This window comes from Terrabacter carboxydivorans (genome assembly GCF_039532035.1).
Classification (GTDB): Bacteria; Actinomycetota; Actinomycetes; order Actinomycetales; family Dermatophilaceae; genus Terrabacter; species Terrabacter carboxydivorans.
On the sequence record NZ_BAAARE010000003.1, the window covers coordinates 268,738 to 289,959 of the forward strand.

General features: G+C 72.8%; 21 protein-coding genes. 8 read left to right on the forward strand and 13 right to left on the reverse strand.

Features of this window, described 5'->3' with window-relative positions:
* Positions 1–55: 55 nt before the first annotated feature.
* From ABD297_RS04955 to ABD297_RS04965, 3 genes are all read right to left on the reverse strand, one after another.
* Positions 56–415: an NADH-quinone oxidoreductase subunit A gene (locus ABD297_RS04955; protein WP_026864999.1), complete on the reverse strand. Its 360-nt coding sequence runs from the start codon at positions 413–415 to the stop codon at positions 56–58.
* 133 nt (positions 416–548) lie between these two features.
* Positions 549–1,868 (reverse strand): geranylgeranyl reductase family protein, encoded by a 1,320-nt coding sequence (locus tag ABD297_RS04960; protein ID WP_344253538.1) that lies wholly within the window; start codon positions 1,866–1,868, stop codon positions 549–551.
* A gap of 209 nt (positions 1,869–2,077) precedes the next feature.
* Positions 2,078–2,770, reverse strand: a complete 693-nt coding sequence (locus tag ABD297_RS04965) for a demethylmenaquinone methyltransferase (RefSeq protein ID WP_020145020.1) — start codon at positions 2,768–2,770, stop codon at positions 2,078–2,080.
* Between the two features lie 93 nt (positions 2,771–2,863).
* On the opposite strand from ABD297_RS04965, the gene ABD297_RS04970 reads away from it, so the two are divergent.
* The gene (locus tag ABD297_RS04970; RefSeq protein ID WP_344253541.1) at positions 2,864–4,159 is read left to right on the forward strand and encodes an isochorismate synthase; all 1,296 of its coding nucleotides are present in this window, start codon (positions 2,864–2,866) and stop codon (positions 4,157–4,159) included.
* A 12-nt stretch (positions 4,160–4,171) separates the two neighbouring features.
* Complete coding sequence (locus tag ABD297_RS04975) at positions 4,172–6,286, forward strand: thiamine pyrophosphate-binding protein (protein ID WP_344253543.1); 2,115 nt, start codon at positions 4,172–4,174, stop codon at positions 6,284–6,286.
* 14 nt (positions 6,287–6,300) lie between these two features.
* Here ABD297_RS04975 and ABD297_RS04980 read toward each other — a convergent pair whose 3' ends face one another.
* The 6 genes from ABD297_RS04980 to ABD297_RS05005 form a co-directional block, all read right to left on the reverse strand.
* Positions 6,301–6,675 carry a DUF6188 family protein gene (locus ABD297_RS04980; RefSeq protein WP_344253545.1) on the reverse strand — a complete coding sequence of 125 codons (375 nt, stop codon included), beginning with the start codon at positions 6,673–6,675 and terminating at the stop codon, positions 6,301–6,303.
* On the reverse strand, positions 6,672–7,739 hold the full coding sequence (locus ABD297_RS04985) for a hypothetical protein (RefSeq protein WP_344253547.1): 1,068 nt from the start codon (positions 7,737–7,739) through the stop codon (positions 6,672–6,674). The genes ABD297_RS04980 and ABD297_RS04985 overlap by 4 nt, the downstream gene beginning before the upstream one ends.
* Positions 7,740–7,822: 83 nt before the next feature.
* Positions 7,823–8,587, reverse strand: a complete 765-nt coding sequence (locus tag ABD297_RS04990; RefSeq protein WP_344253548.1) for a 3-keto-5-aminohexanoate cleavage protein — start codon at positions 8,585–8,587, stop codon at positions 7,823–7,825.
* Positions 8,584–9,588 (reverse strand): o-succinylbenzoate synthase, encoded by a 1,005-nt coding sequence (locus tag ABD297_RS04995; protein WP_344253550.1) that lies wholly within the window; start codon positions 9,586–9,588, stop codon positions 8,584–8,586. The genes ABD297_RS04990 and ABD297_RS04995 overlap by 4 nt, the downstream gene beginning before the upstream one ends.
* A 48-nt stretch (positions 9,589–9,636) precedes the next feature.
* Positions 9,637–9,912, reverse strand: a complete 276-nt coding sequence (locus tag ABD297_RS05000; RefSeq protein ID WP_344253552.1) for a hypothetical protein — start codon at positions 9,910–9,912, stop codon at positions 9,637–9,639.
* Between the two features lie 107 nt (positions 9,913–10,019).
* Positions 10,020–10,544, reverse strand: a complete 525-nt coding sequence (locus ABD297_RS05005) for an NUDIX hydrolase (RefSeq protein ID WP_344253554.1) — start codon at positions 10,542–10,544, stop codon at positions 10,020–10,022.
* A gap of 35 nt (positions 10,545–10,579) precedes the next feature.
* Here ABD297_RS05005 and ABD297_RS05010 point away from each other — a divergent pair, with 35 nt between their 5' ends.
* A complete protein-coding gene (locus ABD297_RS05010) occupies positions 10,580–11,539 on the forward strand; it encodes a 1,4-dihydroxy-2-naphthoyl-CoA synthase (RefSeq protein WP_344253555.1) in 960 nt (319 codons plus the stop codon).
* Positions 11,540–11,542: 3 nt separating this feature from the next.
* Here ABD297_RS05010 and ABD297_RS05015 read toward each other — a convergent pair whose 3' ends face one another.
* Positions 11,543–12,508, reverse strand: a complete 966-nt coding sequence (locus tag ABD297_RS05015; RefSeq protein WP_344253633.1) for an alpha/beta hydrolase — start codon at positions 12,506–12,508, stop codon at positions 11,543–11,545.
* A 151-nt stretch (positions 12,509–12,659) separates the two neighbouring features.
* Here ABD297_RS05015 and ABD297_RS05020 point away from each other — a divergent pair, with 151 nt between their 5' ends.
* Genes ABD297_RS05020 through ABD297_RS05040 form a run of 5 tightly spaced genes read left to right on the forward strand, consistent with a single transcriptional unit; the run spans position 12,660 to position 17,980 of the window.
* Positions 12,660–14,294, forward strand: coding sequence for an MFS transporter (locus ABD297_RS05020; protein ID WP_344253557.1), 1,635 nt, complete (start codon positions 12,660–12,662; stop codon positions 14,292–14,294).
* Positions 14,294–15,478, forward strand: a complete 1,185-nt coding sequence (gene menE, locus ABD297_RS05025; protein ID WP_344253558.1) for an o-succinylbenzoate--CoA ligase — start codon at positions 14,294–14,296, stop codon at positions 15,476–15,478. The genes ABD297_RS05020 and menE overlap by 1 nt, the downstream gene beginning before the upstream one ends.
* A gap of 47 nt (positions 15,479–15,525) precedes the next feature.
* Positions 15,526–15,801, forward strand: coding sequence for a PLD nuclease N-terminal domain-containing protein (locus ABD297_RS05030; RefSeq protein ID WP_344253560.1), 276 nt, complete (start codon positions 15,526–15,528; stop codon positions 15,799–15,801).
* Positions 15,802–15,821: 20 nt separating this feature from the next.
* Entirely contained in the window at positions 15,822–16,697 is an 876-nt protein-coding gene (locus ABD297_RS05035) for a 1,4-dihydroxy-2-naphthoate polyprenyltransferase (protein WP_344253561.1), read from the forward strand.
* Positions 16,698–16,750: 53 nt separating this feature from the next.
* Entirely contained in the window at positions 16,751–17,980 is a 1,230-nt protein-coding gene (locus ABD297_RS05040) for a flavin-containing monooxygenase (protein WP_344253563.1), read from the forward strand.
* 182 nt (positions 17,981–18,162) lie between these two features.
* On the opposite strand, the gene ABD297_RS05045 is transcribed toward ABD297_RS05040, so the two are convergent.
* Genes ABD297_RS05045 through resB form a run of 3 tightly spaced genes read right to left on the reverse strand, consistent with a single transcriptional unit; the run spans position 18,163 to position 21,221 of the window.
* A complete protein-coding gene (locus tag ABD297_RS05045) occupies positions 18,163–18,480 on the reverse strand; it encodes a DUF4229 domain-containing protein (protein ID WP_344253565.1) in 318 nt (105 codons plus the stop codon).
* Positions 18,481–18,489: 9 nt separating this feature from the next.
* Positions 18,490–19,491, reverse strand: coding sequence for a c-type cytochrome biogenesis protein CcsB (gene ccsB, locus ABD297_RS05050; RefSeq protein WP_344253566.1), 1,002 nt, complete (start codon positions 19,489–19,491; stop codon positions 18,490–18,492).
* The gene (gene resB, locus ABD297_RS05055) at positions 19,488–21,221 is read right to left on the reverse strand and encodes a cytochrome c biogenesis protein ResB (RefSeq protein ID WP_344253568.1); all 1,734 of its coding nucleotides are present in this window, start codon (positions 21,219–21,221) and stop codon (positions 19,488–19,490) included. The genes ccsB and resB overlap by 4 nt, the downstream gene beginning before the upstream one ends.
* Between the last annotated feature and the right edge of the window lies 1 nt (position 21,222).

Sequence of the window (21,222 nt, forward strand, 5' to 3'; positions counted from 1 at the left end):
ACCTTCCTGATGAAACCCGGTGGACGCGTGCCCCTGGTGGGGGTGGCCGCCGGGGTCAGTCCCACTCGAGCCCGCCGCGGCGCCACACGTAGGCGTACGCGATGAACACCGTGAGGATGAACAGGACCATCTCGACCAGCGCGAAGAGGCCCAGCTTGTTGAAGGCCACCGCGAACGGATAGAGGAAGACGGACTCGATGTCGAAGATGATGAAGAGCATCGCCGTCAGGTAGTACTTGATCGGCACCCGACCACCGCCGGCCGCCTGGGGCGTCGGCTGGATGCCGCACTCGTAGGCCTCGAGCTTGGCGCGGTTGTAGCGCTTGGGCCCGACGACGAGCGAGGTGAAGACCGACAGCGCGGCGAACGCGAAGCCGAGCCCCAGCATGAACAGGATCGGGACGTAGGAGTTCATCCGAGGTCACGTGCCTTCCGGTCGTGCGTGTCGTGCATGGTGAGAGCTGGGGCGCAGGTGCGCGGCGCACCCATCCTAGGGGCGTCGGTGACGATTGTGCTCGGCGTCACAAACGCGCCGGCGCGGTGGTGGCTCATGCGCTCGGGGCCAGCCGCGAGAGGGTCGTGATGAGGCGGTCGCTCGCGCCCTTGCTCGTGGGGTCGGCGAGGTTGGCCATGATCTTGAGCAGGAAGGGCATGAGCTTGGTGCGGGGCAGGCCGTACTTCGTCGCGAGCCGCATCACCTCGGGGTTGCCGATGGCGTGGGCGAACCAGCGTCCGAGCGTGAAGTAGCCGCCGAGCTCGTCCTTCATGACCTTGGGGTATGCCGCGAGCACCCTCTCGCGCTCGGCGTCGCTCGGGCGGGCCATCGCCTGGGCGACGAGCTCGGCACCGAGGCGCGCGGCCTCGAGGGCATAGTCGATGCCCTCGCCGTTGAAGGGGTTGACCATGCCGCCCGAGTCACCGACGAGGAGCAGGCCGTCGGCGTAGAGCGGGGTGCGGTTGAAGCCCATGGGCAGTGCGGCGCCGCGGATCGGGCCGGCGGACTCGTCGTGCTCGAGCTGCCACTCCGGGTTGATGTCCTCGACCCAGCGACGCATGACGTCCTTGTAGTCGGTCTTCTGGAAGGCCGAGGTGGTGTCGAGCGTGCCGAGGCCGACGTTGGTGCGGCCGTCCTCGAGCGGGAAGAGCCAGCCGTAGCCCGGCATGAGGATGCGGTTGCCGGCGTCGTCGCGGCTCCACAGCTCGAGGTGGCTCTCGAGGTAGTCGTCGCGCTTCGGGGTCGTGTAGTAGGCCCGCACGGCGACGCCCATGACGCGGTCCTCGCGCTTGGTCCGGCCGACGGCGGTCGCGAGGCGGGAGGACACGCCGTCGCTCGCCACGACGACGGGCGCGCGGTAGGTGACGGTCTCGCCCGTGGCGCGACCGGCGTCGTCGAGGCGCTTGGCGGTGACGCCGGTGACGCGACCGGAGTCGTCGCGCAGCGGCGTGGAGACGCTCGTGCGCTCGTGGAGCCGGGCACCCTTCTTCTCCGCGTGGCGGGCGAGGGCCTCGTCGAGCTGGGCGCGGGTGCGGACCATGCCGTAGCCGGGGAAGGCGTCGGACTCGGGCCAGTCGAGCTGCAGGGTGTGGCCCCCGCCCTTGATCCGCAGACCCTTGGTGCGCTGCCAGCCTGTGGTGTCGACACCGAGGGAGATGAGCTCCTTGGTGGCGCGGGGGGTCAGGCCGTCGCCGCAGATCTTGTCGCGGGGGAAGGCCGACTTCTCGAGGAGGACGACGTCGAGTCCGTGGTCCGCGAGGTACGCGGCGGTCGCGCTGCCACCGGGGCCGGCGCCGACGACGATGACGTCGGCCCGCTCGACGGGGGCACCGCCAGACCCCGAGGGGCTGGGCGCGACGCTCGAACTGGTCATGTCTCCCTGCACGCTTCCGGACCGCTTGTGAAGATCTTCACGAACTAACTTCGGGAGTCTATTCCCGGGATTTCGCGCTTGTCAGATAAGGCATGCCTAACTCTCGACAACGCCACCGCCGAGAGGCCACGTCCGGCCACTCGTGCCACGTCGAGTGGCCAGGCGTGGCCCCTGCCGGGCACACGGCATACGCACGCGGGCGTGTGCCGTCAGCGCTTGGTGCCGTGGTGGAGCGCGACGATGCCGCCCGTGAGGTTGGTCCAGCCGACCTGCTGCCAGCCGGCGGCCTCGACGACCCGCGCAAGCTCACCCTGCGGCGGCCACGCGCGGATCGACTCGGCGAGGTAGACGTAGGAGTCGGGGTTGCTCGACGTGCGGCGGGCGACGGGCGGCAGCGCCCGCATCAGGTAGTTGCTGTAGACGGTCCGGAAGACCTTGTTGACCGGCTGGCTGAACTCGCACACGAGCAGGCGGCCACCGGGCTTGGTGACGCGGAGGAACTCGCGCAGCGCCGTCTCGGCGTCGGCGACGTTGCGCAGCCCGAAGCTCATCGTGACGACGTCGAAGCTCTCGTCGGCGAAGGGCAGGCTCATCGCGTCGGCGGCCGTGAAGGCCATGTCGGGACGGCGGCGACGACCGACGCGGAGCATGCCGAGCGAGAAGTCGGCCGGGACGACCTCGATCTCCTGGTCGGCCCACGGCTCGCTCGAGGTGCCCGTCCCGGCGGCGATGTCGAGGATGCGCTCCCCCGGCTTGGCGTCGACGGCCTTGACGACGGCGCGACGCCAAAGGCGGTCCTGGCCCAGCGAGAGCACGTCGTTGGTCACGTCGTACTTCTCGGCGACGGTGTCGAACATCGACGCGACGTCGACCGGCTTCTTGTCCAACTGCGCACGGGTCATGCGCTCATCCTCGCACCCGCGCGGTTGTGGGTTGGGTCGCACCGGCGGTCGCGCGGCGGGGGTCGGGGGCGTTCGGTCGTAGAGTTGCGATCGATGTCCACGCTTCCCGCTCCTGGAGCGCCGTCCCCCGCCGCGGGACCGACGGTCGTCGTCCGCACGGTGCCCCTCGGGTCCGAGGACCCGCTGCTCGCCTACCTCCCGTCCGGTCGACCGCACGACGAGCTGCTCTCGTGGGTGCGCCGGGGCGAGGGCCTCGTCGGCTGGGGCACGGCCCTGACCTTCGAGTCGCGCGGCCAGGACCGCTTCGCCGAGGCCGAGGCGTGGTGGCGCGAGGTCAGCCACCGGGCCGTCGTGCGCGACGACGTGCAGCGGCCGGGCACGGGCCTCGTCTGCTTCGGCTCCTTCCCCTTCGCCTCGGACTCCGCCGAGTCGGCCCGGCTCGTCGTGCCGTCGACGATCGTCGGGCGCCGCGACGGACAGGGGTGGCTGACCACCATCTCCCTCGACCCGCAGCTGACGTTGCTCGAGAACCCTTCGGTGGCAAGCGATCCCGAGCCTCCCCGCGACGTCGCCTTCGCCGACGGCGACGTCTCCCCCGCCGACTACGCCCATGCGGTCGCCGAGGCCGTGAAGCGCATCGGCGCAGGTGAGGTCGACAAGGTCGTCCTGGCCCGCGACCTCGTGGCGACCGCGTCGGCCCCCATCGACCCTCGCTGGCTGTTGCGCCGCCTGGCCGACCGCTACGAGAACACCTGGGTCTTCTCCGTCGCCGGCCTGGTGGGTGCGACGCCCGAGCTGCTCGTGCGTCGGGACCAGGGCCTCATCACCTCCCGGGTGCTCGCCGGCACGATCCGCCGCACGGGCGACGACGCCAAGGACCTCGCCCTCGCCGCCTCGCTCGCCCGGTCGTCCAAGGACCTCGAGGAGCACGAGTATGCCGTCCGCTCCGTCGCGGAGGCCCTCGCACCGCACTGCTCGTCGATGAACGTCCCTGAGGCCCCCTTCGTGCTGCACCTGCCCAACGTCATGCACCTCGCAACCGACGTCGCCGCCGTCAGCGTCGACGACGCGTCGTCGCTGACCCTCGCCGCATCGCTCCACCCGTCGGCCGCCGTGGGCGGCACCCCGACCGCACGCGCGGTCGAGCTCATCGGCGAGCTGGAGCACATGGACCGTGGCCGCTACGCCGGCCCCGTCGGCTGGATGGACGCCCACGGTGACGGCGCCTGGGGCATCGCCCTGCGCAGCGGCGCCCTCGATGCCGAGGACCCTTCGCAGATCACGTTGTACGCCGGGTGCGGCATCGTCGCGGGGTCCGACCCCGAGTCCGAGGTCGCCGAGTCCGACGCCAAGCTCATCCCCATGCGCGACGCGCTCGCCAGCGACTGAGCGGTGGCGAGGGTGACGGGTGACGGGAGCGCGCCGGAGCTCGCGCTGCGCGTGCTTCAGCAGCTGTGGCTCGCCGGGGTCCGCGACGTCGTGCTGGCGCCGGGGTCGCGGTCGGCGCCCTTCGCGCTGGCGCTCGACGCGGCGGACCGGGTCGGCGACCTGCGCCTGCACGTCCGCGTCGACGAGCGGTCGGCGGCGTTCCTCGCGCTCGGCCTGACCACCGGGTCGCGACGTCCGGTCGCCGTCGTCACGACGTCGGGCACGGCCGTGGGCAACCTGCTCCCCGCCGTCATGGAGGCCCACCACACGGGGCGCCGGGTCGTCGTCGTCAGCGCAGACCGACCGGACCGCCTGCGCGGCACGGGCGCCAACCAGACCACCGAGCAGGCCGGCATCTTCGGGACCTTCGCCCCGTGCCACGACATCACGGCCGGCGTCTCCTCGTCCGAGCTGGGCGCGATTGTCTCGCAAGCCTGCTCGCGCCGGGGACCGACCCAGCTCAACGTGCAGCTCGACGGTGACCTGCTGCCGGCGGACGCCGACCCCGCCACCTGGTGGCGCCGCCCCGACACCCCCGAGACCCTCCCCGACCCAGCCGACCACGCCAACTCGGCCCCGGCGCAGTTCGCGGGCGGAACCGGACCCGGATCCCACGCCAACTCCGCCACGGTGCAGTCCGCGGGCGGAACCGGACCCGGATCCCACGCCAACTCGGCCCCGGCGCAGTCCGCGGGCGGAACCGGACCCGGATCCCACGCCAACTCCGCCACGGTGCAGTCCGCGGCCGGAACCGGACCCGGATCCCACGCCAACTCCGCCACGGTGCAGTCCGCGGGCGGAACCGGACCCGGATCCCACGCCAACTCGGCCCCGGCGCAGTCCGCGGCCGGCGCCGGACCCGGATCCCACGCCAACTCCGCCCCGGCGCAGTCCGCGGCCGGCGCCGGCTCCGGATCCCACGCCAACTCAGCCCCGGCGCAGTTGGCGGGCTCCGGAGCCGGGAACGTCGAGCCGTCGGTGTCGGTCCGGACCGACGGCGAGGTGCTGCCGCTCGGGCCGCGCACGGTCGTGGTCGCCGGTGACGATGCAGGCCCGGCTGCACGCCTGCTCGCCCAGGCCGCCGACTGGCCCCTCGTCGCCGAGCCGACGTCGGGCGCCAGGGTCGGACGCCAGGCGTTGCGCACCGGCCGGCTGCTGCTGACCACCGACCTGCGCGCCGAGGTCGAGCGCGTCGTCGTCGTCGGGCACCCGACCCTGTCGAGGCCGGTCACGAGCCTCATCAGCGACCCTGCGGTCGAGGTCCTGGCCGTCCGGGGCCGCGACGGGGTGGCCACCGACCCCGGCAGGGTCGCCCGCGTGCTCGACGTCGTGCCACGCGTCGACGGTGCTGACGACCCGGCCTGGTTCGAGCTCTGGCGCGACGCCGACGCTCGCCTCTGCGGACTCATCGACGCGGGACTCGCTGCACCACAAGGAGATCCGGCCCGGGCTCCGGGCGGCGATGGGCTCGCCCCGCTCGCCGTCGCCGCGACCGTGGCGGCTGCCGTCGCCGCCGACACGACGCTCGTCGTCGGCTCGTCCAACCCAGTGCGCGACCTCGACGTCATGGCTACGCCCTGGCCACCGCACGAGCACCGCTTCGTCGTCGGCAACCGCGGCCTCGCCGGCATCGACGGCATGGTCTCGACGGCCGTCGGAGTCGCTCTCGGGCGACCCCGCGCGGCGCGCAGCATCGCCTACCTCGGAGACCTGACCTTCCTCCACGACACGAACGGCCTGCTCATGGGTCCCGGCGAGCCTCGTGCGGACCTGACGTTCGTCGTGCTGAGCGACGACGGCGGCGCGATCTTCAGCACCCTGGAGCAGGGTGACCGCCGCTACGCCAGCGCCTTCGAGCGGGTCTTCTCCACTCCGCACGGCACCGACCTCGCGGCGCTGTGCGCGGCGCACCACACGGCATACGAACGCGTGGACGATCTCGACCGGCTCACCGCAGCTATCGCCGAAAGCCCCTCAGGCACCAGGGTGCTCGAGGTTCCCGTGTCACGCGCCGACCGCCGGGCGGAGGCGGCGTGGCTGCGCGATCTCGCCCAGCAGGTCCGGCCCCCGCACGCCTCACGGCACTGAGCGACGACGGCGCTTCAGGCGCTGGAGCCGGGCCAGCTCGCCAGTTCCCCGCCGGGCATGCAGACGATGCGCTCGCCGGCCGGTCCGGTGATCTGCCAGGCCTCGTAGTCGGCAGAGGCGCGGACGCTCAGCTGGGCGTCGGCGAAGTTGACCGCAAGATGCCCCGCCTTGGCGACGAGGACCTCGCGGATCTCGGCGCCGACGAGCGCGGCCAGCTCCGGAGGGAGCTGCTCCTGCGGCGTGCCCGTGTCGATCGCCTGCATGCCGTCGGGTCGCAGGAGGTAGGTCTCGCCACCGAGGTCGATCTCCCAGTTGTCGGTCGTCCAGATCATGAGCGAGTAGTCGAGCCGGACCGAGTGCACGACCTTGCCTGCGAAGCTGGGGATCACGGGTTCCATCCTGCGGGAATGTCGTAGGTGCCGTCGGGACGCACGGGCATGTGCGTGTCGGGGCTGTTGTTGGCACCGGGCTTGCCGTCGAGCTTCACCGGCTGGCCGTGCTCGTTGTAGAAGCGCACGTAGCCGTCGGGGTAGCGGTCGGTCCCGTCCATGATGCGCACCGAGTTGGCGTTCTTCGGGGTGCCCGCGGGCGCGTTGACGTTCTCGGGCTTCTGCCAGACCTCACCCTTGCCGTTCTCGGCGACGCGTCCCTCCCAGGAGCTGCCGGCCGTGCTGGGCCGCTGGTCGTCGGGCATCCGGTCGCCGGGCTGCGGCTTGCTCTCGCCCGGCCCCTTGGCCTCGTCGAGCACGTGGTTGTCGTTCTTGCTCGCGTTGCTGACCAGGTCTCCGGCCCCGGCCGCCATGGCCGCGGCCCCGGTGGCGATGAGTCCGGCCGAGGCGACGTTGATGGGCACACCCGCCACGGCGCCCACGCCCGTGGCGTCCAGGGCCACGCCTCCGACCTCGCCGCCCGACCCCAGCACGATGCCGCCCGCGCCGAGAGCCATGGACAGCAGGTCCTCCGGGTGCTCGACCATGGCCTGGCCCACGTCGGCGAGCCCGTTGACGGCCGGCACGACCGTGTGGTTGTAGATGCCGGCGCCGACGTCACCCAAGGTGTCGCCGACCTTGTCCCACCAGTGCTCCTGCGGCCGGGGCCGCGTGTGCCCGACCGTCGGCGAGGAGGGAGGGGGTCCGGCCGGGCTCCCGCCGGGGCCTGAGGTGGGCAGCACGCCGGCGCTCGGGGCGCTCGCGCCCCGCTGCTGCCGGGCGTTGCCCGAGAGCCGACGGCTGAGGTCGCCCAGGTGCGTGCCGAGCTGGGCGAGCTGCGCATCGGCTGCCGGCCAGCGTCCCTTGAGCGCCTGCAGGTCCGCACCACCCCACTGGGCGTCGAGCGCCCGGACCGCCCCCGCGGCGTCGGTGCGGGCGCGCTCGCACTCGCGGGAGCACTCGAGGAGCACTCGGCTGCTGCGCTCGAGCGCCTCCGGGTCCGACCCCTTGGCGAAGATGACCATCCGTGACCCCTGACGTGATCGCTGGTGACGCCCTCCCACCCTGCCCCGGCCACGTGGCTCGCGCCATGGGGAGCACTCCCCGGTCAGCCGGACGCGTCGCCGACCGGCCGCGGTGACGGTGCGTGCGGTTCGGTCCGGACCGTTGCGGCGACGAGCTCCGCGCTGTCACGGGCCTCGCGCCCGTCCGGCAGGTGGCAGACGTCCTCCAGTCCGATGCGCAGGTCGTGGCCGGCTGCCTGGGCCCAGCGCAGCACCGTCCACGCCCACTGCTCCTCGCCGTGCACGAGCACCGGCGCCGTCGAGCGCCCGAGGGCGGCGAGAACGCGTTCGGCGGCCAGCGGCCCGTCGGAGCCGGGCGTGGCGCCCGGGATCACCTCGACGAGCACGCGCTCGACCTGGCCCGGCCAGCCAGTGCCGACGAAACGGGTGGCTGCCTCCGGCGTCCAGATACCGGCTTCGACGCCGATTCCCTTGTCGTGCAGAGCTGTTGCGATCTCAACCGCACCCTCCTCGTGCCAGTTGACGCTCGCGCAGTCGGGCCCGCCCAGCTGGGGAGAGGGCCAGTCGGAGACGTGGGAGAGCTTGTGACGCGCGGACGCGACGATGCCGTCGCGCGTGCTCACGCTGACGCGCAGCCCCGGTGTCGCCGCCTTGATAGCGCCGACCACCTCGACGACGTGCCGAGCCTCGAGGGTCTCGCTCCCCGAGTCGTCCCGCGGGTGGACGTGCACCATGGACGCGCCCGCAGCAACGGCGTCGGCAGCGGCCCGTGCGAGCTCGTCCGGTGTCTGCGGCACGTGCGGGTGCTGCCCGCGGGTGCGGTCACCGTTGAGGCAGGCCTTGATCACCGACCGCTCCCACCAGCCAGCACGGCGTGGCAGCGGACGAGTCGCTCGCGCCACCACTGCTGACGCTCGGGAGGGGCCGCCAGGTCTGCGAGCGCCCCCGCGTCGGGCACGGCGCGCCCGGTCCGCAGCAGGCCCGCTGCGGGGCGCCACGGCGTCGCCGACACGTCGCGCTCGAAGAGGCCGACGGTGCCCAGGCCGCAGGCGTGGTCGAGCGTCGGTAGCGCGGCCGCCAGCGCGACGCCTGCGGCGATGCCAATGCTCGTGTCGAGGGCGGAAGACACGACGGCCGGGAGCCCGCACGCCTCGACGACCTCGAGCGCGGAGCCCACTCCCCCGAGCGGCGCGACCTTGACGACGACGATGTCGGCCGCGCCGAGCCGCGCCACGCGGATCGGGTCGTCGGCCTTGCGGATCGACTCGTCCGCCGCGATGGGCACGTCGATCCCCTTGCGCGCCAGCGCGGTCCGCAGCTCGATGAGCTCCTCGACCGTGGCGCACGGCTGCTCGGCATACTCGAGGTCGTATGCCGTGAGCCTCCTCAGTGCCTCGGTGGCCGTGGCGACGTCCCAGCCACCGTTGGCGTCGATGCGCACGCGCGCCCCGGACCCCATCGCGGACCGGACGGCAGCCACGCGGTCGACGTCGTCGTCGAGCGACTGCCCCTTCTCGGCCACCTTGACCTTGGCGGTCGTGCACCCGTCGAACCGGGCGAGCACCTCCGCCACCCGGTCGGGCCCGACGGCGGAGACGGTCGCGTTGACGGACACGGCGGTGCGCACGGGGGCCGGCCACACGGCATACGCGGCCTCGATGGCGGCGGCGAGCCACCGCGCGGACTCGGCGTCGGAGTACTCCACGAAGGGACCGAACTCGCCCCAGCCCGAAGGGCCCTCGAGCAGCAGCGCCTCGCGCACGTCGACCCCGCGGAAGCGGACCCGCATCGGCAGCGAGACGACGTGGGCACCCGAGAGGAGGTCGTCGAGCGGCGGCAGCGTCGTCATGCCTCCCATCATCACTGACGCCGCTCAGGGCGCGAGTCAGCGGGCAGGTCAGCGGGCGGGGAAGGCCTCGTGCCGGTCACGCGTCGGGTCCGGCTGGGACGGGCCGGTCGGCTCGTCCCGCTGGCTGCCCCGCTGGTCACCCCGCAGGTCGTGACGTCGGTCGTGGTGTCGGCGAGTCCCACGCCCGCACGTGTGGCCGCGCCCGACGGCGCGCGGCAGGAACCAGAGGAAGCCCACGAGCCACCAGAGCCCGTGACCCGACGGGCCGAGCGAGATGGCGATGAGCACGACCCCGGCGATGATGAGGTTGCGTGGCGAGAGCACGTCGGTCTCCTCCGTCCCTGGGGCCGGTCGGCCCCGTCTCCCTCGACGCTAGGAGCGGGCGGCGCCGGCGACCCGGTCCCTCTGTCAGCGCCTCCCCCTGACAGATGTCATGCTCCGCGCGTCCCCGAGGCGACCGGGCCGAGGACGACGTCGGCGGGGTTGTCGACGGCGATCGCGATGCGGTCGCGGAAGACCTGGCGCATCTCGGGCAGCGCGTCGAGCGGGAACCAGCGTGCATCGGTCGACTCGTCGTCGCCGGGCCTCGGCTCGCCGGAGACCCAGCGGCAGCGGAAGGTGTGGTCGAGGTACTGCCCGAGGTCGCCGTTCAGGTGCGTCACGACGCCGCTCGCCGACACCCAGACGAGCCGCTCGACCTCGGCGACGACGCACGCCTCCTCCTCGACCTCGCGGGTCGCGGTGACGTGCGGCTCCTCACCGGGGTCGACGATGCCGGTGACCGGGGTCCACTCGCCGTTGTCGCTGCGCCGGACGAGCAGCACCTCGTCGGAGCCCTCGGAGCCCTCGCCGCCCCCGGCGACCTCGCGCAGCACGACAGCCGTGACCCCGGGCATCCACAGCAGCTCGGTGCCGACCATCGTGCGCAGGTGGGAGACGTAGGGAGGGATCGGCATACGGCCGACCCTAGCCCCGCCGATAGGGTCGGTCCGTGAGCAGCGAGCCGAGCCAGAGCGCCGTGTCCGAGATCTTCGACCCGAGCGAGTGGGCGCCCGTCGAGGGCTTCGACCTCACCGACATCACCTACCACCGCCGCCGTCCCGTGGAGGGCCGCCCGCACGCCGAGTCCGGTGTCGTGCGCATCGCGTTCGACCGGCCCGAGGTGCTCAACGCCTTCCGGCCGCACACGGTCGACGAGCTCTACCGCGTGCTCGACCACGCCCGGATGACGCCCGACGTCGGCGTCGTGCTCATCACCGGCAACGGCCCCAGCCCCAAGGACGGCAAGTGGGCGTTCTGCTCCGGCGGCGACCAGCGCATCCGCGGCCGCTCTGGCTACCAGTACGCCGAGGGCGACACGGCCGACACCGTCGACACGGCGCGCACCAGGGCGCAGGGCGGCCGCCTGCACATCCTCGAGGTGCAGCGCCTCATCCGCACCATGCCGAAGGTCGTCATCGCTGTCGTGCCGGGCTGGGCGGCCGGCGGCGGGCACTCCCTCCACGTCGTGTGCGACCTGACGATCGCCAGCCGCGAGCACGCCCGCTTCAAGCAGACCGACGCCGACGTGGGCAGCTTCGACGCCGGCTACGGCAGCGCCTACCTCGCCAAGATGGTCGGCCAGAAGTTCGCCCGCGAGATCTTCTTCCTCGGCCGCACCTACTCCGCCGAGGACATGCAGCGGATGGGCGCGGTCAACATCGTCGCCGACCACGCCGACCTCGAGCGCGAGGCCCTGCAGGTCGCGACCGAGATCATGGGCAAGAGCCCCCAGGCGCAGCGCATGCTGAAGTTCGCCTTCAACCTCACCGACGACGGCCTCATGGGCCAGCAGGTCTTCGCCGGCGAGGCGACCCGCCTGGCCTACATGACCGACGAGGCCGTCGAGGGGCGCGACCAGTTCCTCGAGAAGCGCGAGCCCGACTGGTCCCCGTTCCCCTGGTACTTCTGAGCGTCAGAGGCCGTCCATGAGGGCGACGGTGGCCGCGACGATCTGCTGCTGCGCCTGCTCCCGACCGACCGTCGGGGTGCCGTCACCCGGCTGGTCGCCGTAGTCGCCGAAGAAGGAGTGCACGGCCCCGTCCACGCGGGTGTATGCCGTGTCGCCGGGCAGCAGCGCCTTGCTCGCCTCGACGTCGGCGGGGGTCGTGAACCCGTCCCGGCTGCCACTCACCGAGGCCACGGCCAGGTCCGTGCGGTCGGCGAGCGAGCCCACCGGGTAGGACGCCCACAGCACCAAGCCCTTCACGACCCCGGGATGGTCGTGGGCGAAGGTCGACGCGACGACCCCGCCGAGGCTGTGGCCGGCGATGACCCACGACGTGACCTCGGGGTGCCCGTCGATGAACGCGTGTGGCGCGGTCATCGCGAGGAAGCCGATGTTGAAGGGCTGCTTGACCACGACGACGAGCACCCCCTGGCGGCTCACCTGGGACAGCATCGGCACGTAGGCGCGGGGGTCGACGCGGGCGCCGGGCTGGAAGATCAGGCCACGCGTGGGGGTGGCGCCCGTCGGGGTGATGATGATGTGGGCCGGGGCGTCGGTGATGCGCACCTCCGTGCTCCCGGACATGGCGGCCACCGCCGCGGGCGTCGCGGCGAAGGGGCGGAGCCACACGAGGGCGCCGAGCACGAGGAGCGTCACGACGACCCCGAGGGCGCGGCCGACGACCCTCAGCCAGGGCCGGGCGTGCGCCGAGCCCGGGTCGTCGGACCGGTCGCGGGCGAGGAGCACGACGCCGATCAGCCCGCACGCCGCGAGCGCGATGACCTGCGCGGGGTTGCCGGCGAGCAGGACCGGGCGGTCCAGCACGAAGAGGACGAGCGGCACGACGAGCCAGAGGATCCCGGTCACGACGGAGAACCGAGCGCGGCGACGGCGCGGCGTCGACTCGGGGTCGAGCACCTCCTCGCGCGGCATGCTCGTCACCTCTCGAGCGTAACCACGTCGGCAGGTCCGGCGGGCTCGGGGGCGGGGGTGAATCCGCACCGTGGACAGCACGTCCGCGGAGGCCGGCCCCGGTGCCGGTGTCGGTCGCACGAGGTCCTGCCGGACAGGGCAGGATGTTGGGGTGGACCCGAGCGACGACCGCCGCGCCAGCGCTGCCGACAGCGCTGGCACGAGCGGGCCCGACGTCCCGGAGGGCGGGCGACCGGCCGACTTCCGCCAGCCGCCGCGCACCACCGCGGCCAACGCGACCCGCGCCGTCGGCCGGGGACTCGGTCGCGCCGCCACGGGCACGGCCCGCCTGACCGCCCGCTCCGGTCGCTTCGCCGCCGCCAAGGCCCACGCCTACACCCACTCGGGGGGCGCGGGCGAGAGCGGGCTGGCGCGCGTCACCGAGCTGCACGCGAGCAACACCGCGGGCGACACGATCATGACCCTCGCCCTGGCCGGCACCCTCTTCTTCAACCCGCAGACCGCGCAGGCCCGCAGCGACGTCGCGACGTTCCTGCTGCTGACGATGGTCCCGTTCGTCCTCGTCGCGCCGCTCATCGGACCGCTGCTCGACCGCTTCTCGCACGGGCGGCGCTGGGCCATCGGCACGACACTGGCGCTGCGCGCCTTCCTCTGCTGGGTCCTCGGTGAAGCCATCACCAACGACAGCAGCTGGCTCTTCCCAGCCGCGCTCGGCTGCCTCGTCGCGTCCCGCGCCTACAACATCACCCGGGCCGCTGCGGTACCGCGCCTCCTGCCACCGGGCACCACGCTGGTCAGGGCCAACTCGCGCGTCTCCATGGCCGGCGTCGTCGGCGCCGTCGCCGGGGGCGCCCTGGGCGGCGCGGCGATGCTCGCCGGCCCGGCCTGGGCGCTGCGGCTGGCCTTCGTCGTCTTCGTCGTCGGCACCGTCCAGGCCATCCGTCTGCCCGCCCGTGTCGACTCCTCGCTCGGCGAGGTGTCGATCGAGGACACGACGCCCATCCCCGTGCGCGGCGCCGGCCCCGCAGTCCCCACCTCAGGCGCGACAGCGGGCGCCGCGAGCGCGACGCCGACCAGCTCGCTGCGCGGCACGCGGCGAGGCTGGTCCGACTCCCCCGCGAGACGGCATACGCCCTCGGGTGACGACGCGCTCACGGTCGACTCCCTCGGCCCGTTCGGACGTTTCCGGCGGCGCAAGCAGGCGATCCCCTGGCCCGTCATGCACGCCATGTGGTCGACCGGCGGCACCCGCGTGCTCACCGGCTTCCTCATCCTCTTCATGGCGTTCCTCGCCAAGGAACACCCCATCGACGGCATCCGCGGCGAGGTCGTGCTCGCGATCATCGCCCTCGCCATCGGGATCGGCAACGCCCTCGGCAGCGTCGTCGGCAACGTCGTGCGCGACCAGCGGCCCGAGCGCATCGCCATGCTGTCGGTGCTCGCCGCGACGGTCTGCTGCATCGCGACGGGCATCTGGTACGGCGTGTGGACACTTGCCCTGCTCGGCTTCGTCCAGGGTCTCTCGGCGCAGCTGTCCAAGCTGTGCTTCGACGCGCTCGTGCAGCGCGAGGTCCCCGAGAACGTCCGCACGTCGGTCTTCGCGTGGTCCGAGACGATGCTGCAGGTGCTGTGGGTCGTCGGCGGCGCCCTCGGCATCGTGCTCCCCCTCAACCCCTACATCGGCTTCCCCGTCTGCGCGGTCGTGCTCGTCTGGACCGTCGCCATGGCGGCCCGTCAGCGCCGACGCGCGACCACCACCGTCCGACCGAGAGCGAGACCCGCCTGATGGCCGCGCCGTCCCCCCGACCGCTGGCGATACCCGCCGGACCCGCCGTCCTCGACGTGCTGCCCGACCTCGAGGCCGCCCTCACCGGCCGGTCCCCCGTGCTGCCGTATGCCGCCGACTCCCCTGCGCCGTCGGTGCCGTCCCACGACCCCGCTGCCCTGCCCGACGGTCTTGCCGTTGCCATCGGCACGTCCGGGTCGACGGGCCGACCCAAGCGGGCGCTGCTGACGGCCGACGCGCTCGAGCGGTCGGCGTGGGCCACCCACCAGGTGCTCGGCGGCAGCGGCGCCTGGCTGCTCGCCATGCCCGCCCACCACATCGCCGGGCTGCAGGTGCTGCTCCGGTCGATCGCCTCGGGCGTCACCCCGGCGGTCCTGGACCTGCGCGACGGCTTCTCGGTCGAGCGGTTCACCGCCGCGGCGGCCGACGTGCGGCCCACGCCCTCGGCGGCCCGGCGCTACACCGCGCTCGTCCCGACGCAGCTCTCCCGGCTCGTCGACGACCCGGCGGGGGTGGCCGCCCTGCGCGGCTTCGACGGCGTGCTCGTCGGCGGCGCAGCGACCCCCAGGGCGCTCGTCGAGCGGGCCCGCGGCCTCGGCGTCGTCCTCAGCCTGACGTACGGCATGAGCGAGACGGCCGGCGGCTGCGTCTACGACGGCACCCCGCTGCCGGTCAGCCGGGTGCACGTCGACAACGACCGGCACGTCGTCCTCGGCGGCGACACCGTGGCCCACGGCTACCTCGGCGAGCCGACCCTGAGCCGCGACGCCTTCACCGTCGACCCCGACGGCGTCCGCTGGTTCCGCACCGACGACCTCGGCCACTTCGACGACGACGGGCTGCTCGTCATCGACGGACGCGCCGACGACGTCATCAACACCGGAGGCCTCAAGATCAACCCGGGCGTCGTCGAGGACGCCATCAGCCGACACCTGGCCGACGTGCTCGACGTCGTGGTCCTCGGCCTGCCCGACCCCGAGTGGGGCGAGTCCGTCTGTGCCGCAGTCACGCTCGCAGACCCGGCCGACCACCTCACCACGCGCGAGGTGCGCGAGCGGCTACGCGGCATACTCCCCGACGCCGCCCTGCCGCGTCGGGTCGTCGTGCTCCCCGCCATCCCCCAGCGCGGCCCCGGCAAGCCCGACCGCGCGGCGATCCGACGCACGGTGCAGGACCTCGCCTGAGCGGTGGCAAGATAAGAGTGTTCCCACCCTCGCCGAAGGAGGTCGTCGTGCTGCGAGTCGTGCTCGTCGCCCTCGTCGTCTTCGCGTCGATCTACGCGTTCGTCGACTGCGTGCAGACCGACCGCCGGGTGGTGCGCACGATGCCGAAGCCGGTCTGGCTCATCGGCGTGCTCGTGCCCGTGCTCGGCCCCGTCGGCTGGCTCCTGGCCGGTCGCGCCAGCTCACGCGGCGGCCCGGCGCCCCGCGGCCCGGCCCGCAAGCCACCCCGACCACGGGGCCCGCTCGGCCCCGACGACGACCCCGACTTCCTCCGCAAGCTGTAGAAGGACGCCCCCAGAACCTCATGGCCACCTTGTCCCAGTGGATCGAGGGCGCCCGCCCCCGCACCCTGCCCGCCGCCGTCTCACCCATCCTCGTCGGCACCGGTGCCGCCTACCAGACGGGTCACATCGTCTGGGCGTATGCCGTCCTCGCCCTCGTCGTCGCCCTGGCCCTTCAGGTCGGGGTCAACTTCGCGAACGACTACTCCGACGGCATCCGCGGCACCGACGAGGTGCGCGTCGGGCCGGTGCGCCTCGTGGGGCAGCAGCTCGCGGCACCGCGCTCGGTCAAGATCGCGGCCTTCGCGTGCTTCTTCTTCGCCGGGCTCGTCGGCCTCGCGCTCGTCGCGCTGTCGGGGCTGTGGATCATGATCCCGATCGGCGCCGCGTCCATCGTCGCCGCCTGGTACTACACCGGCGGCTCGCGACCCTACGGCTACCTCGGCCTCGGCGAGGTCTTCGTCTTCGTCTTCTTCGGTCTCGTCGCGACGCTCGGCACCATGGCCACCATGACGCCGCCGACCGCCGCCGGATGGTGGGGCGCGATCGGCGTCGGCGCCCTCGCATCGGCGATCCTCGTGGCCAACAACCTGCGCGACATCCCGACCGACCGCGAGCACGGCAAGCGCACGCTGGCCGTGCGGATGGGCGAGGGGGGCACCCGCACCTTCTACGTCGCGCTCGTCGCCGTGGCCTTCGTCATGACGGGCCTCGCGTCGCTCACCTCGCCATGGGCGCTGCTCGCGCTGCTCGCGACCCCGCTCGTCATCCGTCCGATGCAGGCGGTCGTCGGGCGCGCCTCCGGGCGCGGCCTCATCCCCGCGCTGGCAGGCACCGGACAGTTCCAGCTCGCGTGGTCGCTCCTGCTGGCGGTCGGTCTCGCGGTCGGCCGCGCCTGAGCTCTGCGCCGTTCGCCTGACGCGGGGCTGCCCGCGATGGCACCGTGGGGCCCGTGCCCGAGGAGATCGACGTCGTCGTCGTCGGGGCCGGCCAGGCCGGCCTCGCCACCAGCCATGAGCTCGGCCTCCGCGGCGTCGAGCACGTCGTGCTCGAGGCGAGCAAGCCCGGGTCGTCCTGGCTGGGCCGCTGGGACAGCTTCACCCTCGTCGGCCCCAACCACACCGTGCGCCTGCCCGGCGCGCCCTACACGGGCGAGGACCCCGGCGGCTTCATGTCACGCACCGAGGTCGCCGACCACCTGAGGGCGTATGCCGGGCGGCTGGGTCGCGTGCGCACGGGGGTCCCGGTGCACGCGCTCCGGCCCCTGGCTGGTGGCGGTGGCTACGAGCTGCGCACCGACGGGGAGACGATCCGGAGCCGGGTCGTCGTCGTCGCGACCGGTGCCTACCAACGGCCCCTCCGGCCCGCTGCCGTGGCCGGCCTCGCCCCGGACGTGGCGTGCGTCGACGTGCTCGGCTACCGCAACCCGGCGGGGCTCCCCGACGGGGCCGTGCTCGTCGTCGGCAGCGGCCAGAGCGCGTGCCAGATCGCCGAGGAGCTCGTCGTCAGCGGGCGCGACGTCGTCATGGCCTGCGGGCGGGCACCGTGGTTCCCCCGCCGGGTGGGGGGCCGCGACCTCTTCGAATGGCTGATGGACTCGTCCTTCTACGAGCAGACCCCGGACCAGCTGGCGAGCCCGGCCGCCCGGCACGGCGCCAACGTCCAGGCCAGCGGCGCCAGGGGCGGCCACGACCTGCACTACCGCACGCTCGCGGCGCTCGGGGTGCGCCTCATGGGGCACCTGCTCGAGATCGACGGCCGCACCGCCCGGTTCGCGCCCGACCTGCCCGAGGTGATCGCGGCCGGTGACGCCGGCTTCCGCTTCGTGCGCGACACCGTCGTCGACGTGGCCCGGGACCGCGGCCTGCCGGTGCCGGAGATCCCCGAGCCGGGACCCCTCGACACCGCGGCCCCGACCGAGCTGGACCTACGGGGTTTCGGAGCCGTCGTCGTGGCGACGGGCTTCCGGTCGCGCTACGCCGAGTGGGTCGACGTGCCGGGTCTCGTCGACGCGCAGGGCTTCCCGGTGCACGTCGACGGCGAGAGCGTCGTGGCTCCGGACCTGCACTTCGTCGGCGTCCACTTCCTGCGCCGGCGGCGGTCGTCGCTGCTGTTCGGGGTCGGTGACGACGCGACGGCGACGGCCACCCGCATCTCCGCCCGCCTGTCCCTCAGCACCTGACCCCCACCCCGACTCTCACTCGAGTGGCCGCGCAACCCCACGCGTACCAGGTCGGCTGAGACAGGAGTGACGACGAGGCCACTCGACGAGGTGGAGACCCGCCCTAAGGTCCACTCGAGTGGCCGCGCAACCCCACGCGTACCACCTCGAGGTCGTTCGACCCGCGGGGCGGGGAGGGAGGGTCAGCGGTCGGCGTTGCGGGGGTTGTCGGCCGCAGCGCCCGTGGCGTCGCGCAGCGGGCGCTCGTCCTCGGCGTCCTCGGCGAACTCGTCGCTCGTCGGGTCGACCTCGTGCTTGGCCACGAGCTTGGCCTCGTGACGATCGACGAGCTTGGCCGTGATCTCGTCACGCATGCCGCGCAGCAGCAGGTAGGAGGCCGCGGCCGACGCGATGGCCGACGCACCGAGCAGCAGCACCGGGTTGTTGCGCAGCCCGATGAGCCAGAAGAGGAAGAGGAACCCGAAGAAGATCAGGATGCGAAGGAGGGAGTAGCGGACCATCTCGGAGCCTCAGCCCATACCGGAGTAGTTGTGCATGCCCACGAAGGTCGACACGAGGTTGACCAGCGTGAAGTTGATGATCACCGCGACGTAGCCGGCGAGCGCGATGTACATCGAGCGGCGGTGGTCGACGCCCGCCGTGGCGCGGCCGTGCATGTAGGCGGCGTAGACCGTCCAGATGACGAAGGTCCAGACCTCCTTGGGGTCCCACTGCCAGTAGGCGCCCCATGCCTGCTTGGCCCAGATCGCGCCCGCGATGAGCGTGAACGTCCAGAGGATGAAGGCGACCATGTTGAGGCTGTAGGCCGTGCGCTCGAGCGACTGCGAGCTCGGCAGCGACTCGATGAAGTTGGGCTTGGCCGGGGGCTTCTCCTCACGGCGCAGGCGCACGAGGTAGAGCAGGCCGACCGCGCACGCCAGCGTGAAGAACGCGACCGCGAGGAACGCGACGGATACGTGGATGCCGAGCCAGTAGGACTTGAGCGCCGGCATGAGCTCGCCGGCCTCGGTGTAGAGCACGGTGAGCGCGAGGCCCAGCACGAGCAGGATCGGCGTGACGATGAAGACGCCGAGCCACTGCCAGCTGTTGCGCTTGGCGAGCACGCTGTAGGCCGCGCCGACAGCGGCGGAGGCAGCCGTCGCGAACTCGAACATGTTGCCCCACGGCGGACGACCGACGGCCAGTCCGCGCATGAGGACCGAGGAGACGAGCAGCGCCGACGCGAGGTAGGTCAGCATCAGGGCGATGCTGCCGCGCTGGCGGCTCTTCAGGCTCTCCTCGAAGCCGGGCCCGGCCGCGTACGGCGTGGCCGGACGGCGCTCGGTCGTCGTCGGCGCACCGGCCCCGACGAGGACGTTCGCGCGCTCCTGGGCGGGCACCTCGGCCGCGACCTTGGAGTCGACGACCTTGGGGGCGCGCGCCGCCAGGTGCCACGTGAAGGCGAGCATGGCGAGCGTGTAGACGATCATCGCCGCGTAGAGCGCGGCGTTGGCGTTGGCTGCGAGGTTCACGAGCGGTCGGTCCGTTCTGCAAGGCGGTCGTGCACGCCGGTCGTGATCGCGGAGACGATCGCGGCGAGCCCGGGGTCGGAGTCCTTCGAGAGGCCACCGATGGTGACCACGGTAGCCGGTCGCCCGTCGGCGCCGGGAGGGCTGTCAAGGGTGCCCTCGGGACGGTCGCCGGCGGCGCCCGTCGGGGCCGGTCGCACGCGCACGAACACGCGGCGCCGCTTGATGGTGAGGCCGAGGATGAGGCCGAGCGTCGCGAGGATGGCGCTGACGAGGCTGATCGGGGCGCCGGGGTCGGTGCGCACCGACAGGCCGGCGAAGCGCTTGACGCTGTCGAAGGTGATCGAGCCGCGGCCACCGGGCAGCTGCTTGGTCTCGCCGGGCTTGAGACGGAAGAGCGCCGGCGACCCGTTGGGCTGCAGCACCTGCTTCATCTCCTCGGTGTTGAGCGTGTAGACCGACTGCGGCGCGCCACCCGGGAAGAGGTTGCCCTCCCACAGCGACATCGCGATCTCGGGGTTCTTCGCGTCGGGGAAGAGCGACACCGGCCCGTTGGTGAAGGTCGGCTCGGCCGTGGGCAGGAAGAAGCCGGTGAACCCGAGCTGCTTGGGAGCCGCCGAGGGCACCTTAATGACGCCGACGGACCGGTAGTTCGCGTCCTGCGGGAGGAAGGGGGTCGCCTCGCGGTAGAGCACCTCGCCCTTGGCGTCACGCACGGTGATGACGGGCGTGTAGCCGTTGCCGAGCAGGAAGATGTCGGCGCCGTCGACGGTGATCGGGTGGTTGACCGAGACGTTCTCGCTGCTCTTCGGCGCGTCGGGCGAGCTCTGCAGGGTCGTCTGGGCGTCGAAGAGTCGGGGCGTGCCGAACGAGCGACCGGGCGTCTCGTTGAACTCGACGTCCAGCTTGTCGAGCGAGAGCACGAACGGCGGCAGCGTCTCGGAGTCGACCCACGGGCCGGGCGAGATGGTGTTGTAGGTGCCGGCCGAGGAGGCGAACTTGTCGCCCTCGGCGAGGATGATGTCGCCGCGCCAGCCGAGGAGGTGCCCGACGGCCATGCCGATGATGATGCCGGTCAGGGCCAGGTGGAAGAGCAGGTTGCCGGTCTCGCGGAGGTAGCCGGACTCGGCCGAGACGCTCGTGCCGTCGTGCGAGTGCACGCGGAACCGCTTGTCCTTCAGCACCTTCCGTGCCGCAGCCAGCGCTTCGTCGGGCGACAGGGTCGTGGTCAGCTCGGAGTGCTCGTCGAGCCGCTTCAGCCGAGCCGGTGCCCGCGGCGGCGTCGAGCGCAGGGCCGACAGGTGCACCTTGGTGCGTGGCACGATGCAGCCGACGAGCGAGACGAAGAGCAGCAGGTAGATCGCCGAGAACCACGGCGAGGCGTAGACGTCGAAGAAGCCGAGGCGGTCGAGCCACGGTGCGCTCGACTGGTGCTGCGCGATGTAGTCGGCGACGCGCCCGGCGTCGATGTTGCGCTGCGGGAAGATCGAGCCCGGCACCGCCGCGATCGAGAGCAGCAGGAGCAGGAAGAGCGCGGTGCGCATGCTCGTCAGCTGGCGCCAGCCCCAGCGCAGCATCCCGCCGGCGCCGAGGGTGGGCAGGGTGGGCTCCTGCCGGTCGGGCCGCATCCCCTTGCGGATGCGTTGGGTGTCCCGGGCGGCCGCGTCGCCGTTGGCGCCCGCCGAGTTCCGCTCGAAGTCCCGCTCGATGGTCGGGTCGGTGTCGGTGCTCATG